Annotated in this window: 17 protein-coding genes; 8 read left to right on the top strand and 9 right to left on the bottom strand. The window is 71.1% G+C overall.

The features are described from left to right. Position 1 precedes the first annotated feature (1 nt). Positions 2-1,186, top strand: a complete 1,185-nt coding sequence (locus BLT28_RS10805) for a glycosyltransferase (RefSeq protein WP_052408027.1) — start codon at positions 2-4, stop codon at positions 1,184-1,186. Positions 1,187-1,191: 5 nt separating this feature from the next. On the opposite strand, the gene BLT28_RS10800 is transcribed toward BLT28_RS10805, so the two are convergent. Continuing rightward, a complete protein-coding gene (locus tag BLT28_RS10800; protein ID WP_030432739.1) occupies positions 1,192-1,923 on the bottom strand; it encodes a MerR family transcriptional regulator in 732 nt (243 codons plus the stop codon). A gap of 175 nt (positions 1,924-2,098) precedes the next feature. Then, positions 2,099-2,971: a LysR family transcriptional regulator gene (locus BLT28_RS10795; protein WP_030432740.1), complete on the bottom strand. Its 873-nt coding sequence runs from the start codon at positions 2,969-2,971 to the stop codon at positions 2,099-2,101. Positions 2,972-3,043: 72 nt separating this feature from the next. On the opposite strand from BLT28_RS10795, the gene BLT28_RS10790 reads away from it, so the two are divergent. Then, positions 3,044-3,913, top strand: coding sequence for a dihydrodipicolinate synthase family protein (locus BLT28_RS10790; RefSeq protein ID WP_030432741.1), 870 nt, complete (start codon positions 3,044-3,046; stop codon positions 3,911-3,913). A 50-nt stretch (positions 3,914-3,963) separates the two neighbouring features. Here BLT28_RS10790 and BLT28_RS10785 read toward each other — a convergent pair whose 3' ends face one another. The 4 genes from BLT28_RS10785 to BLT28_RS41335 all read right to left on the bottom strand — a co-directional run bounded on the left by BLT28_RS10785 (position 3,964) and on the right by BLT28_RS41335 (position 6,623). After that, on the bottom strand, positions 3,964-4,653 hold the full coding sequence (locus BLT28_RS10785) for a hypothetical protein (RefSeq protein ID WP_030432742.1): 690 nt from the start codon (positions 4,651-4,653) through the stop codon (positions 3,964-3,966). A 187-nt stretch (positions 4,654-4,840) separates the two neighbouring features. Then, entirely contained in the window at positions 4,841-6,091 is a 1,251-nt protein-coding gene (locus tag BLT28_RS10780) for a glycosyltransferase (RefSeq protein WP_030432743.1), read from the bottom strand. Positions 6,092-6,124: 33 nt separating this feature from the next. Further along, positions 6,125-6,427 carry a DUF4326 domain-containing protein gene (locus BLT28_RS10775; RefSeq protein WP_030432744.1) on the bottom strand — a complete coding sequence of 101 codons (303 nt, stop codon included), beginning with the start codon at positions 6,425-6,427 and terminating at the stop codon, positions 6,125-6,127. A 49-nt stretch (positions 6,428-6,476) separates the two neighbouring features. Beyond that, positions 6,477-6,623: a hypothetical protein gene (locus tag BLT28_RS41335; protein WP_197684014.1), complete on the bottom strand. Its 147-nt coding sequence runs from the start codon at positions 6,621-6,623 to the stop codon at positions 6,477-6,479. A 45-nt stretch (positions 6,624-6,668) separates the two neighbouring features. Here BLT28_RS41335 and BLT28_RS10765 point away from each other — a divergent pair, with 45 nt between their 5' ends. The 4 genes from BLT28_RS10765 (at position 6,669) to BLT28_RS42495 (ending at position 9,821) form a co-directional block, all read left to right on the top strand. Beyond that, complete coding sequence (locus tag BLT28_RS10765; RefSeq protein WP_197684013.1) at positions 6,669-7,007, top strand: helix-turn-helix transcriptional regulator; 339 nt, start codon at positions 6,669-6,671, stop codon at positions 7,005-7,007. Between the two features lie 115 nt (positions 7,008-7,122). Beyond that, complete coding sequence (locus BLT28_RS10760; protein ID WP_156051672.1) at positions 7,123-9,087, top strand: endonuclease/exonuclease/phosphatase family protein; 1,965 nt, start codon at positions 7,123-7,125, stop codon at positions 9,085-9,087. 45 nt (positions 9,088-9,132) lie between these two features. Next, entirely contained in the window at positions 9,133-9,582 is a 450-nt protein-coding gene (locus tag BLT28_RS42500; RefSeq protein ID WP_197684012.1) for an arginase family protein, read from the top strand. Then, positions 9,543-9,821, top strand: coding sequence for an arginase family protein (locus tag BLT28_RS42495; protein ID WP_197684011.1), 279 nt, complete (start codon positions 9,543-9,545; stop codon positions 9,819-9,821). Before BLT28_RS42500 ends, BLT28_RS42495 begins: the two co-directional genes overlap by 40 nt. On the opposite strand, the gene BLT28_RS10750 is transcribed toward BLT28_RS42495, so the two are convergent. After that, positions 9,818-10,498 carry a TetR/AcrR family transcriptional regulator gene (locus tag BLT28_RS10750; RefSeq protein ID WP_231950739.1) on the bottom strand — a complete coding sequence of 227 codons (681 nt, stop codon included), beginning with the start codon at positions 10,496-10,498 and terminating at the stop codon, positions 9,818-9,820. The genes BLT28_RS42495 and BLT28_RS10750 overlap by 4 nt on opposite strands. A 42-nt stretch (positions 10,499-10,540) precedes the next feature. On the opposite strand from BLT28_RS10750, the gene BLT28_RS10745 reads away from it, so the two are divergent. After that, a complete protein-coding gene (locus BLT28_RS10745; protein ID WP_030432748.1) occupies positions 10,541-11,191 on the top strand; it encodes an O-methyltransferase in 651 nt (216 codons plus the stop codon). 395 nt (positions 11,192-11,586) lie between these two features. Here BLT28_RS10745 and BLT28_RS10740 read toward each other — a convergent pair whose 3' ends face one another. After that, positions 11,587-11,949, bottom strand: a complete 363-nt coding sequence (locus tag BLT28_RS10740; protein ID WP_231950737.1) for a VOC family protein — start codon at positions 11,947-11,949, stop codon at positions 11,587-11,589. 231 nt (positions 11,950-12,180) lie between these two features. Here BLT28_RS10740 and BLT28_RS10735 point away from each other — a divergent pair, with 231 nt between their 5' ends. Beyond that, complete coding sequence (locus BLT28_RS10735) at positions 12,181-13,191, top strand: TerC/Alx family metal homeostasis membrane protein (protein WP_231950735.1); 1,011 nt, start codon at positions 12,181-12,183, stop codon at positions 13,189-13,191. Here BLT28_RS10735 and BLT28_RS41855 read toward each other — a convergent pair. Continuing rightward, the gene (locus tag BLT28_RS41855) at positions 13,139-13,900 is read right to left on the bottom strand and encodes a GNAT family N-acetyltransferase (protein ID WP_231950733.1); all 762 of its coding nucleotides are present in this window, start codon (positions 13,898-13,900) and stop codon (positions 13,139-13,141) included. The two genes, BLT28_RS10735 and BLT28_RS41855, sit on opposite strands and share 53 nt — an antisense overlap. Positions 13,901-13,962: the final 62 nt, after the last annotated feature.

The following is a 13,962-nucleotide window of genomic DNA, read 5'->3' as shown; positions in this document are numbered from 1 at the left end:
GATGACTGAGATCCTGGACAACCTGACGCTGTTGGCGACGCTGCTGTGCGCGGTGTTCGCGGTGAACTCCGTGTTCAACGCCTTCTGGGGGCGTCGCAAGCTGCGCAGCTCGCCGCCGGAGATCACCGAGATGGTCTCCGTGCTGATCCCGGCCCGCAACGAGGCGCTGCGGATCTCGCCGTTGATCCGCTCCCTGCTGGAACAGCGGAACGTGCCGCGGATGGAGATCCTCGTCTTCGACGACGAGTCCACGGATGGCACGGCGGACGTGGTCCGCGCAGTGGCCGCGGGTGATCCGCGGGTGCGGGTGCTCTCCGGCGGGGAGCTGCCGCCCGGCTGGCAGGGCAAGACGCGCGGATGCCACCTGCTCGCCGAGAACGCCGACCCCGAGTCGCAGGTCTTCGTCTTCGTCGACGCCGACGTGGAGCTGGGGCCGACCGCGGTGGCCGCGATGGTGACGGCGTTGCGCGAGCACGAGGGCGGTCTGTTGTCGGCGCACATCCGGCAGGTCGCGGTGACCTACGCGGAGCGCCTGGTCCAGCCCGCGGTCGCCTGGCTGTGGTCGGCCTTCCTGCCGCTCCGGCTGATCCAGAGCGACGCCAATCCCGGCATCGGTGCCTTGGAGGGCTGGCTGCACGTCTTCGACCGCGAGGCCTACCGCCGGTGCGGCGGGTACGCGGGCGTCCGGACCGCGGTGAGCGAGGACGCCGCGCTGGGCATGGCTTTCGCGCGCTCCGGCGGGCGGCTCGTGCTCGCCGAGGCCTCGGAGGTCGCACGGGGCCGGCTGTACACGTCCTGGCAGGAGATCAAGAAGGGCTACAGCAAGCACCTGTGCGTCGGCGTGATGGAGTCGCGGCCGGTGATGGTGCTGATCGGGCTGCTGTTGGCACTGCTGTACGTCCTGCCGCCGCTGGCCGCGCTTTCCGGCTCCATGGTCGGGTTGTGCGGTTACCTGCTCGGCGTGTTCAGCCGCGTCGTCATCGCACGGACCTCAGGGGACCGCGTGTGGCCGGACGCGTTCCTGCACCCGTTGATGGTGCTGGCGTTCCTGTACCTGTTGTGCTGCTCGTTCTGGTTGGACCTGCGCGGCCAGCGGACGTGGAAGGGCCGCTTGGTCCAGGCCACCGAGGCCGGCAAGGACACGCGGGCCACCGTGAGCCGCGACCCGGCGCCCGCCGGGGTCTGAGCGCGTCAGTCGCGAGCGGCCTCCGCGCGGAGCAGTTCCCCGAGGATGCGCACGACATCGACCTGGGCCGGGTTGTAGAGATCGGTGATAGCCGAGCCGATCGAGTAGGCGGCGAAACGCACCGGAGTGCCCGCCTTGATGTCGTCCATCGCGGGGTGCTCGACGCGGAGGTCGCGGACCGAGGGGAGCATGCGCCGCGCGAGGTCGTGCCGCGTTCGCTCGTCGGCGTCGGGTGGCAGGGCGTCGAACTCGACGGCGGTCGGTTCGGCTCTGTAGGTCTTCAGCATCGTCTTGTAGGCGTCCAGCCCCGCAGGGCTGAGCAGCGTGCCCATCACGGCGATGAAGGAGCGGTCCGCGTCGGTCAGCCGCGCGTCGGCCGCGGCGACGGCCAGATCGGGCGGCAGGTCGGTCGGCGCGGACTCGCGGAGGATCAGGCCGAGTTCCACGCGGGCCCGTCGCAGCCGCTCGATCGTCGCGGCCAGTTCGGCGTCCAAGCGGCGCAGCGCCTCCTCGGGGTGTTCGTCCCGCTCGCCCATCTCGGCGATCTGCGCGAGTGAGAACCCGAGGTCGGTCAGGCGCTTGATCCGCAGCAGGCGCACCAGGTGCGCGACGCCGTAGCGCTTGTACCCGTTGGCGCGCCGCTCGGGCTCGGCCAGCAGGCCCACCTCGTGGTAGTGCCGCACCGTCCGCAGTGTCGTACCGGCCAGCTCGGCGAGCTGGCGGGTGCTCCAGGCCACGACTGCCCTCCTCGTTCGCCGCCCAGTACAAACCGTGCCGTTGCGGCATGGTCAAGCCTTGGCGGACAAGTCCTCTAGGGGGCTTGTCCGTCGGCGCGCATGGTTCTCGGACGCATCGTCCTGGGGTTGCCGGCCATCACGCCGATGATCGGCTACGACCTCAAGCGGCGCACGCTCATCCCGGTGCGGACGAGCGCAATGCGGTGACGCAGGCGGCGATCGCGGGATGAGCGCGGGCGCCCCGCCGGTGGAAGATGTGAGTGCGTCTGCGCGCGGGCAGTGGGATCAATCGCACGTCCGGGCGCGCGGGGGAGGCGAGCTCGGGGATGAGTGCGACGCCCTGGCCCGCCGCCACGAGGGCGAGCACGGCGGTGAAGTCGTCGATGTGGTGGCGGACCGCCGGTGTGAACCCGGCCGACTCGCACAGCCGCATCGTCACGGTGTGGCACAGGGTTCCGGGGGAGCCGATGATCCACGAGTCCCGTTCGGCGTCGGCCAGCGCAGTGGTCCCGGCGGTGCCGGGCACGGCGAGGAACACGCTCTCCTCGATGAGTGGGACGGCGTCCAGACCGGCCTCCGCGATGGCGGGGGCGATGTCGTAGTCGTGTGACAGGGCAACGTCGAGACGGCGGTCGCGGAGCGCGTCGGGCATCTCGACCGGGTCGAGTTCGGTGACCATGAGGTCGAGCGCGGGGTGTTGTGCGGCAAGCGAAACCAGGGCGGAGGGGAGCAGAGTGCGCACCGCGCTGGGGAATGCGCCGATCCGGACGATGCCGGTCAGTCCGGTGGACGCGGCGGCCAGCTCCGCCTCGGCGGCCTCCAGTGCGGAGAGGATCGTCTCGGTGTGCTGGACGAGCGCGGTGCCCGCGGGGGTGAGAGCGACCCGTCGCCCGGTGTGCGCCAGCAATGGCACGCCCGCCTCGCGGCCCAGGGCGGCCAGCTGCTGCGACACCGCCGACGGCGTGTAGCTGTGCGCCTGGGCGACAGCGGCGATGGTGCCGAGGTGGGCCAGGTCGCGCAGCAGCCGGAGACGGCGAACATCGAGCATCAGCTCAGCTTACGAGTCCATTGAGGAACGTGAACTGGTTCTGCACGGTGGTCGCCCGGCACGCTCGACGTCATGACACTGACCGGACTGTTCGTTCCGTTGATCACCCCGTTCGACCGGGCTGGAGCCCTCGCCCAGGAAGCATTGGAATCCCTTGCGCACCAAGTGCTTCAGGCCGGAGCGCGGGGCGTTGTGGCGCTCGGCACCACGGCTGAGCCGAGTGCGCTGACACCGGAGGAACGCGAGGCTGTGCTCACCGTGCTCGCCCGCGTCTGCCGGGAGCGCGATGCCCCGCTGATCGTCGGAGCGAACACCAAGGAGGCGCTGCGCGAGCTGGCCGACCGGCCGGAGGTGGTGGCGGCGCTGGCCCTGGTGCCCCCGTTCGTCCGCCCCGGCGAGGAAGGCGTGCTCGCCCACTTCGCCGACCTCGCCGCGACGAGCCCGGTGCCGTTGATCGTCTACGACGTCCCGGAGCGCACCGGTCAGCGCCTGTCGGCGACGGCCCTGCGGCGTTTGGCCGCCGTGCCCGGGGTGATCGCCACCAAGCACGCCCCAGGTGGGATCGCCGCCGACACGGTGGAGTTCTTGGCTCAACCGCAAGGTATCTCCGTCCTCGGCGGTGACGACGTGTTCATCGCGCCGCTGCTCGCGATGGGCGCGCACGGCGGGATCCTGGCCACCGCTCACGTGGCGACCGAGGCGTTCGCCGCCCTGATCACGGCGTGGCACACCGGCGATCTGGCCACTGCCAGGGCGTTGGGCGGGCCGCTGAGCGACCTGTCGGCTGCGTTGCTCGCCGAGCCCAATCCGAGCGTCATCAAGGCGGTTCTGCATGCGCAGGGGCGCATCCCGGCCCCGGACGTCCGGCTGCCACTGATCAACGCCAGCCCCGCCGCGGCGCTAGATCACATCGTTAAGCTCAAAGGCTTCAGTGTCAAATGAAATCAATCCTCCACAAGCCGAACAGCCACAACCGCAAGGACGGGGGAAGATCAGCCGCGGCCGAACGCTCGGCCGATCTGGAGGCGCAGACGCCGCACGGCCAGCCGCGTCGGCGCGATCACGTAATCGCGGACCCAGCGCGCCGGTGCGGCGATCGCGCGCCCGATCGGTGTCAGCACGACTCGGTACACGTATCGGGCGATGGTCGCCAAGAACCGCCACAACGGTTGTGCCACGCGCAGATACGCCCACTCCAGTGCGGCGCCGAACAGCCGCGCGAGCGCCGACAGAGCCTTGCCGACCCACCGGCCCACCGGGGCGAGCACGGCCTGCCACAGCCAACGGAGCGGGGCGACGACGAGGGTCATCAGGCACCACGCCAACGGGATCAGCAGGACCGCGCGCAGGAAGCGCCCGATCGGCACCAGCACCGCGCGGAGACCGCGCCCCGCAGGCCGCAACACGTGCTGGGAAATCCAGACCAGCAGATCCCAGAACGGTCGAAGCAGGAACCGCACGAGCAACCGGCCGAGCGCGAGCAACGCCTTGCCGGTCGGCGCGAACAGCCAGCGCCGGAGGAACCTGGCAATGGCCGCGACCGGCCGGACGACCAGAAGCCGCCCGACCGCCTTGAACCACTCCCAGACCAGGGTCAGCGGCACCACGATCACGATCGAGATCGCGCGCGCCACCCACACGGCCCACTGCGGCGGATTCTTCTCGGCAGGTTCCCCGGTCATGACACTTGAACGCGGCGCGAGCCCGCCCGGTGCCCTCCGAGACCGAAAATTCTCACGGGCTCAGCGGAGCATGCCGCCGAACATGATGCCCGCGACCAACCCCAGCAGCCCCAAAGCCTCGGTGAACCCGATGCCGACACCGGTGCCCGGGGCGATCGCTGCGAGGCCGTAACCGATAGCGGATCCGTCACGCGCGCGGACCTGCTTCGATGGCCGCGAGGACGTGCGGCGATCCGTCTTCCCGCCGCAGCCGGGCGGCCATCGTCTCTGTCCTGTTCCGGTAGGACGGGTCGGCCAGCGCGGCGCGGATCGCGGCGGTGAGCCCGTCGGCGTTGATCTTTTTGAACGGCACCGGCTCGGGGGACAGGCCGGACCGGGCGAGGCGGTCCGCCCAGAACGGTTGATCGCCCGCGACCGGGACCGGGACGGCGGGGACACCTGAGCGCAGCGCCGCCGCCGTGGTGCCCGCTCCGCAGTGGTGCACGATCGCGGCCATCTGCGGGAACAACCAGTCGTGCGGCGTCTCGCCGATGGTGATGATGTCGTCGTCCTCGGTCGACAGGCCCGCCCAGCCGGACTGCACGACACCGCGCACGCCCGCGGCGCGCAGGGCGGTGCGGGCCAGACGGCTCAACCGCTCCCCGTCTCCCGTGGCGAGACTGCCGAAGCCCACGAAGACCGGCGGCGGGCCGGCGGCCAGGAAGTCCGTCAGCCGCGCCGGCGGTTGCCAGCCCTGCGGCCGGACCGGCCAGAAGTTGCCGACGACCTGCAGCCCCGGACGCCAGTCGGAGGGCCGGGGCAGCAGTGAGGGGCTGTAGCCGTGCAGGACCGGCCAGTCCTTCGCGGCCTGCTCGCGGAACATCTCCGCCACCGTCATCCTCGGCATCCCGAGCTTGCCCCTGGCGTCGGCGATCACCTTGTTGAAGTAGGTGAAGCCGGGGCCGAGGAGGAACCTCCCGGCCATCCGGTTGCCGAACGCGCCGAGGTCGGGGATGCCGATCGGCGGCGGGAAGGCGGCCGTGGGGTGCAGCGGGACCAGGTAGGTGCCCATGCTCGGCACGCCCATCGCCTGCGCGATGTGATAGCCGCCGATCATCGCCATCTGCGAGAACAGCATGACGTCCGCGCCATCGGCGGCCGCGTCGATGATGCCCTGGTTCATCTCGATGGTCAGTTCGGTGGTCAGCTTCAGCAGCCGGATCGAGCCCCGCACGCCCCCGCCGCCGCGCTGCCAGCGCTGCGCGTCCTCGGCGTCGCCGCGCGCCAGGGGATCACCGGGCAGCGGTGCGAAACCGAGGCCCGCGTTGGTGATCATTTCCTCGAAGGTGCGGTAGGCGACGATGGTGACCTCGTGCCCCGCCTCTCGCAGCGCGGTGCCGAGCCCGGTGAAGGGTGCGACGTCCCCCGTGGACCCCGCCGCGACGATCAGAGTTCGCATGGCGGCAGTATCGCGGCGCGCCCCGGCCCGCGTTCAGCGATCGGCGATCTCCGCGATGATCTCCGCGTGGCAGGGCAGCGGGACGCACCAGCAACCCAGCCTGCGACCGCGCAGCTCCGGTATCAGGGCCAGCAGGTCGGGGCGGTCGAGCAGCCACTCGCGGTACTTGCGCATGACCTCCTCGCGGCTGCCGTCCGGGCCGGGCCGGAACGGGTTGGCCAGCGGCGAACCGTCCAGCCGCCAGCCGCCGCGGTGCATCGGCCTGCCGACGTAGACCACGTCGGCGTAGTCGGGATCGTTGAGGTGGCCCTTGAGGTTCACGACCGTGGTGGGCATCGGCGTCCTCCTGGGAGAAGGGGCGGACGGACCTGCCGCCCCGCGGTGGTCAGGGCAGCTTCGTGACGAGCACGTCGACCGGGCGGATGTCCGGCGCACCGTCCAGCATGGTCTCCGCGGCGCCCATCAGCGCGGCGGCGATCCTGCCGCTCAGGTGGCCGCGTCGCCCGTCCTCGTCGTGGAAGGTGTCGAACACGCCGAAGGTGGTGGCGTTCTCCAGAAGGGCGAACCAACTCCCGGTGTGCTCCTCCGCCCTGGCCAGGTCGAGGGCGTCGTGCAGCAGGGCCTCGACCTCTGCGGCGTGTTCGGGCTTCGCCTCGATTCGGGCGAGCAGGCCGATGGCGCTGGCCGGTCTGGTCGCCCGCTACCTGGTGGTGGACGAACGACCGTCCCAGGCCGCGCGTTCACCATTCCCGGGGTGCTCGCGCAGAGCGATCCCACCGTCGCCGCGTTCGAGGGCTGGGTCCGGGAGCGCCTGGCCGAACCGCTGAGCGTCGGCGACGCGGCGCGGGCGGTCGGGGTCAGCGAACGCACGCTCCAGCGCACCTGCCGCGCACCACGGACCTGCCGGTCGAGGTGATCGCGCGCCGGGTCGGCTACGAGAACGGGAACACGCTGCGCGTGCTGTTGCGGGAGCGGGCCGGAGTCACGGCGACGAGTCTTCGGCGTCCGTCCTGATGGCGTAAGTTGCCCCGGTGCGCGCAGGGAAACTCGCAGCTGTCGTCATCGTGGCCGCGTCGGCCCTCGTCGGGTGCCAGGAGGAGCCGCCGCCGGACCAGCCGGGGCGCGCCTCCGGTCCGCCGGTCTTCGCCTACGCGACCTCCGGCAAGGTCCGGGTGGCGCGCGGCGAGGCCACCGTCGCCGACCTGCCGATCGCCGCGAAGGACAACGTCGTGGACGGGGAATGGACCCCCGATGGTGCTCGGTTCCTCTTCTCCACCAACAAGAAGCTCGTGTCGGTCGACGCCGCCAGTGGTGCCGCTGTCGAGGTGAACTGCACCTGCGGCGGTATCGCCGTCGCCGGGGGAACGGTGTACGTCCTCGCGGAGTACAACGGGAAGGAGCTGGCCGCCTACGACGCCGCGACCCTGGTGCCGAAGGGCACGCTGAAGCCGGTGCAGCCCAACGCCAGGGGGTTGTTGTCGGTGGCCGGGGCGGGGGACCGGTTGGTGACGTTCCAGATCACCGCGGACGGCGCGCGGCCGGTCACCGATGTCGTGGTGATCGACCCGGCGACCGGCGCGGCCACGAAGGTGGGTGACAGCTTCGACGGCGGGCTTGTCCAGAGCACCGCGTACACGCCCCGCAACTGGGCGGGCAAGCCGATGTTCGCCTACGTGGGGCTGGCGACCACCGGGGCCACCCACGGCGTCGCGTCGGTCGTCCTGATCGACCCGGTGAACCCGGCGCAGCAGATCGTCGGAGACAAGGGGCACCTGCGTGCGCGGGCGGCGAACGTGGAGGACCCGAGCATCGACCAGACGAACCTGTGGTGGTCCTGGGACGGGAAGCTCGGTGTGACCGCACGGGTGTGGAGCTGCGACACGATGGGCCGCTCCTGCACCGACCACACCCCCAAGACCCAGTGGAGCTTCGACGGCAGGGGCTGGGCGGTCGTGGACGAGCGCGGCCTGGTCTCGACGCGCGGGCTCGGCGGAGGAACCGTCGAGCTGTCCGGTGGGAACGCGTCCGGAACGGGCAAGCAGCGGATCACCCTGGTCACCGGCGAGCACCGGAAGGCGGTGGCCTCCGACGTGACGGGGCTGTGGACCCCGCCGTCACCGCCCCCGCCGCCGAAGTCCGACGGGACGGTCACCGTGGTGAACCTCAACGCCGCCATGGGTTTCAAGCTCGGCGCGGGCGAGGACCGCGGGACCAACGCCAAACTGGAGGATCTGGAGAAGCTGGCCGACGACATCCTCCGGCAGGACGGCGACATCGCCAACCTCCAGGAGATGGCCAAGCCCGCGGCCAAGGAGGTGGCGGCGATCCTCGCCCGCCGCACCGGCCGGGAGTGGCGGCTGAACTGGGCGGGCTCGGGCAGGACCAGCTACTACCGGGGCGAGCACGAGAACGAACCGCCCGTCTACGACCAGGTGTCCTCGGGCAACGCGCAGCTCGTGCAGATCGGTGACGGCGTCGTCGCGCAGCGCCCGCTCACCGTCGACACCGAACCCGCGTCGGACGGGGAGCAGGACCAGGGGATCAAGTTCGGCTCCGGCGGGCGTTCGTTCCTCGGCACCGAGATCACCACAGAGCGGCACGGGGTAGTCGACGTCTACAACACCCACCTGGCACGCGCCAAGGACGCCTCCGACGAAGCCCGCTCCAAGGACGTGGAACAGCTCCAGGCGCGGACGGAGTCGCGGCCGCACCCCGTCCTCCTCACCGGCGACTTCAACCTCGTGATCGACGGCAAGGGCGACGATGACTCGCCGCGCACCGTCGGGGCGGTGAACGCGTACATGAACCGCCTCGGCTACACCGACCTCGGCCGCGACCTCGGACCGACGAGCAACTACCAGTTCCCCGAGTACCTGGTCGGCCGCAAGCGGATCGACTACATCCTGGCGCGCGGCGTCGCGACGCACGGCACGGCCAGGTTCACCAGCCACCGCTCCGACCACTGGGGCCTGGTGACCCGCATCGGCCCGGGCTGATCAGCCTTCTGCTGCTGCGATGACGACTGTGCTCCGTGTTCCGCAGTGGCAGGGATCGGCCTCCGCCAACGCTCCTCGGCGGGGGAGCGGGACGCCGGTGTCCGCTCGTTCGACGTCATCGAGGAGAACGCGCGCCTGGTCCGGAAAGCCTTGGCGGGCACGGACGATCTCGTGATCACCGTCGGCGGCGACTGCGGCGTCGACCTGTCGCCGGTCGCGGCGGCGCGCGCTCGCTACGGCGATCAGCTGACCGTGTTGTGGATCGACGCGCACCCGGATCTCTACACGCCGCAGACCCTCCCGTCCGGCGCTTTCCACGGGATGGTGCTGCGCACGCTGCTCGGCGACGGCCACGCCGCGCTCGTCCCCGAGCAGCCGCTGAACCCGGAGCAGGTGATCTTCACCGGACGCGGGCCGGGGACGCCTCGGAGCTGGACTTCCTGGAGAAGACGGGGATGCGCTCCCACGGCGTCGACGACTTCGAGGAGGCGTTGACCGGCCTCACCGGTCCCGTGTACGCGCACATCCACCTGGATGTGCTGGACACCGACGAGTTCGACGCGATGTGCTACCCGGAGCCGGAGGGCGTGTCGTCGCAGCGCCTGATCGATCTGGTGTCCCGCCTGGACAACCTCGTCGGCGCCGCGATCACCGAGTACGCCCCCGCCGACCCCTCCGACGAGGCTGAAGCCGACGTCATCCGCCGCCTCGGCGCCGCACCGAACCCCGCCTAGGAGAGCTCGGCCCGCCCGTTGACGCCGGAGGGGCGATCGCCGTTGGTCGTGAGGCCGACGCGGCGGAGGAAGGCGTCCACGAGCCGATCGGTGAAGTCCTCGTCGATCGCGCTCGCGGTGACCAGCGCGCGGTAGTAGATCGGCCCGACGAGCTGATCGACCTCGGCGGCGATGTCGACATCGGCGGGGAGTTGGCCACGCCGCACGGCGCGCTCGATCGCCAGCCGGTCGCGGTCGTGCTGCTCGTCGAGGAACCGCGCCCGCAGCACCGCGGCGAACGCGGAGTCGTGCTGGGCGTGCCCGAGCAGGGCCCGGAGCACGGCGCCCGCGTCGCTGCGGGTGAGGAAGTACGCCAGGTGCCGCAGGTAGCCGCGGAGATCGCGGCCGACGTCGCCGTGGTCCGGAACGGGCAGGTCCTCGGCGGCGTCCTGCAGGAAGGCGTCGAGCAGGATGTCGGTCTTCGTGCTCCACCAGCGGTAGATGGTCTGCTTGGCCACCCCGGCGCCGGCCGCGATCGCCTCGATGGTGACCCCCGCGAACCCCTTCTCCACCAGCAGGTCGTCGGCGGCCTCCAGCACCGCGAGCCGGGCCTGCTCGCTCCTGCCGTGGCGGTTGCCGTGATGACGCCGCGTCGCGTCCGCTCCCATCTCCACCTCCTCCGCCCAGCCTAGGGCCACCGCACCTAGACTAGACGAGACGTTGCGTCTAGCCTAGGCGACATGACAGCCACCAGCACCCTTGAAGACCCCCGGGTCAGCGGCGCCCTCGACCGCTTGTTCGCCCGCGCCGACCGCGACGACGAGCGCCTGCAGGCGTCCTGGACCGACAGCTTCACCTCGGCGACGCCGCAGGAGCAGGCCGATCTCGCGGCGGAGGTCGTCATGCCGGTCTCGGCCGCGGGCGGGCGACTGCTCTACACCCTGGTCCGCGCCGTGCGCCCGGCGCGCGTGGTCGAGTTCGGGACCTCGTTCGGGATCTCCGCGCTGCACCTGGCCGCGGCGGTCCGCGACAACGGCGCGGGTCACGTGATCACGACGGAGTTGAACGAGGCCAAGGCGGCCTCCGCCAGGGAGACCTTCGCCGAGGCCGGACTGGACGACCTGATCACCGTTCTGCTCGGCGACGCGAGGGAAACCCTGCTCGGCGAGGAGCCGGTGGACTTCGTCCTCCTCGACGGCTGGAAGGACCTGTGCCTGCCGGTGCTGCGGCTCCTGGAACCGCGGCTCGCCCCGGGCACCCTGGTCGTGGCGGACGACGTGGATCTGCCCGCGCTCCGGCCCTACCTCGACTACGTCCGCGATCCGCGCAACGGCTACGAGAGCGTCACGTTCCCGGTCGAGGACGGCATGGAGATCAGTTGCCGTTTGTGAGCCCGCGCGGTTAGACCTCGCGCCAGTGGTAGGCCGTGGGCGCCCTCATGCCGGCGGACCGTCGACAGGTCGGCGCAGGGGCAGTAGGCGACCAGTCCGGCCCAGCCGTGCCAGTGATCGGCCCGGCGCGGCGTCCGGTTGCCTGCTGCCCTCTCCTGGCGGCGGCGTGCCGCGTGGTCCTCGTTCCGCGCTCGTGCGGGCAGTGGACGAACTGGAGGAAGCCCGCCTGATCTGGCGAGCGCGGAATCCGTACCGCGCGAAGCACAACACGCTTTCCCGCAAGGCCGGTAACCGGTCGCGCGACGACAGGCCGGCGTCGCGGACGCGGTCGGCCGCTGCGGGAAAAGCCGGTCATCTCGCGATCGTGGCCGCGGCTCCGACGGATTTTGCCCGTGTCACAAGGGAAGCGGGGTGTCCGCGAGGAACTCCAGCCGGTTGCCCACGGCATCGACCGTGTGGAAACGCCGCCGCCCTGGGATCTCCGCGGGATCGGCCCACCGCACGGGGTGGCCGGCCCGGGTCAACGCCTCGGCCACCGCGTCGACGTCGACCACGAACGCCGGATGGGCCTTGCGCGCGGGCCGGAAGTCCGCCTCCACGCCGACGTGCAGCTCGCCGTCCGGCCCGCCGACGCCCGGCACGCGGAACCAGCGGCCGCCGCGCGCGGCGAGCACGGGTGGTTTGGGCAGCTCCGCCCAGCCCAGCGTTCCGCCGTAGAACCGCCGGATCTGCTCCTCGGTGCCCGCCGGGCAGCTCACCTGCACATGATGAATCACAGTATGAGCGTACTGTTTGCGTGCGACTGCCTCGGCCAGGCGGAAGTGGTGGGGCGATTGTCCGTTTCGTCCCGGCAGTGGTTACGCTCTCCCGCGAGGGGAGTACTTCCGTTGGGTCTGCCCGGTCAGTACGGACACCCGGATGGTGTCCCCGGGAGGCCGCCCGCGCCGGGTGAAGGAGACCTCGAACGCTGAAACGTTCGAGGAGGACGTGTGCCCGCTCCCATCGTCATCGCCGCAGATGCCGCCGCCGCTCCACCGGGTTCGATCGGTTCCTGGTGGCTGTGGGCCGTCAGCATCACCGTCCTGCTGGGCCTGCTGATCGCCGACTTCGCGGTCACCCGCCGCCCGCACGAGGTGTCCCTGCGCGAAGCAGTCGGCTGGTCGGTGTTCTACCTCGCCCTGCCGCTGGTGTTCGGCCTCTGGCTGTGGTCGGCCTTCGGCGGTACCCAGGCGGTGGAGTTCATCACCGGCTTCATGGTCGAGAAGTCCCTGTCGGTGGACAACCTGTTCGTGTTCATGCTCCTGCTGGCCGCCTTCGCCGTCCCCGCGGCCGTGCAGCAGCGGGTGCTGCTCTACGGCATCGCGGGGGCACTGGTGCTGCGCGCCGTGTTCATCGCCGCCGGAGCCGTCCTGCTCCAGGCGGGCACGTGGTCGTTCCTGGTCTTCGGCCTGATCCTGTTCCTGTCCGCGATCAAGATCCTCCGCCAGGCCCTCGCCGGTCACGAGACCGAGCAGGACATCTCGCGGATGCGCTCGGTGCGCCTGCTGCGCAGGCTGATGCCGGTCACCGAGGACTACCAGGGCACCCGCCTCGTCGTCCGTGAGGGCGGGCGGCGCGCGCTCACCCCGCTGGCCGTGGTCGTGGTCGCGATCTTCGCGACGGACGTGGTGTTCGCCGTCGACTCGGTTCCCGCGGTGTACGGCATCACCGAGGACCCGTACCTGGTGTTCGCCACCAACGCCTTCGCGCTGCTGGGCCTGCGGGCGCTGTACTTCGTGCTGCGGTCGGCGCTGGCAAAGCTCGTCCACCTCAACCACGGGCTCGCGATCATCCTGGCGTTCATCGGCGTGAAGCTGGTGCTGCACTGGGCGCACGGGATCTGGCCGGAGGTGCCGGACGTTCCCACACCGCTCTCGCTCGCGGTCATCGTGCTCGTCCTCGCCGGTGTCACGGTGACGAGTTGGCTGTCCCGGCGTCGCGCTTCGAATCTCCCTGTTTGACGGGAGATTCCCGCACGATCCGCCCACCCGGGTCGGCTCCTGGCGCCGGAGGAGCATGACGCGAAGGAAGCAGATCGCAGGGGCGGCGAGGCGGTGTCACGGACTGGTACCTGGTGCCGGAGGAGGCCGCGCGGCTGGTCTCCTCCGGCGTGGTGGGCGGCTCGCCCACCAGCTCTTCGGTCGTGTGCAGACCTGGCCGGACCCCTTCGCCCGCCACCTCGTAGATGATCTCCAGGCCGTCCTCCTCGTCCCACTGCTTTCCGACCTCGACGAAGCCGTACCCGGCGGCGAGGCGGTAGGAGGCTTCGTTGTCCGGGCTGATGGTGACGCGGACCGTGCGCACGTCCGGCTCGTCGGCGGCCCGTCGCAACAGGAACTCCAGCGCCGCGCGGGCGTAGCCGCGCCTGCGATGGGCGGGATCGACCGCGTAACCGATCTCCACCATCCCCGCGGCGTCCGGCGGACCGTGGTAACCGGCGCGGCCGACCGCCAGTTCCCTGTCCTCGTCCCAGATCACGCCAGTGACCCAGTCCGCGCTCGCGGGGTCTTCGGCGACCTGCTCGCTGCGCATGCGCCACACGCTCCGCCAGTCCGGCCCGGCGAAGTACGCGGAGAGCGGCACCGGACTGGCCGCGTTCGCCGCTGCGAGATCCCCTGCCGCGAGCGCGTCGAACACGACGCCGTTCAGGTGCACGATGCGAACCCTCACACTTGCCACCTTCGACGCGCCGACCGGGCCGCGCGCACGCTATCCCGCCGCTGCCGGAAGAG

The sequence above is a fragment of the Allokutzneria albata genome (assembly GCF_900103775.1).
GTDB lineage: Bacteria > Actinomycetota > Actinomycetes > Mycobacteriales > Pseudonocardiaceae > Allokutzneria > Allokutzneria albata.
Note: the sequence above shows the minus strand (reverse complement) of the source record. Positions and strands in the feature narration are given on the sequence as shown.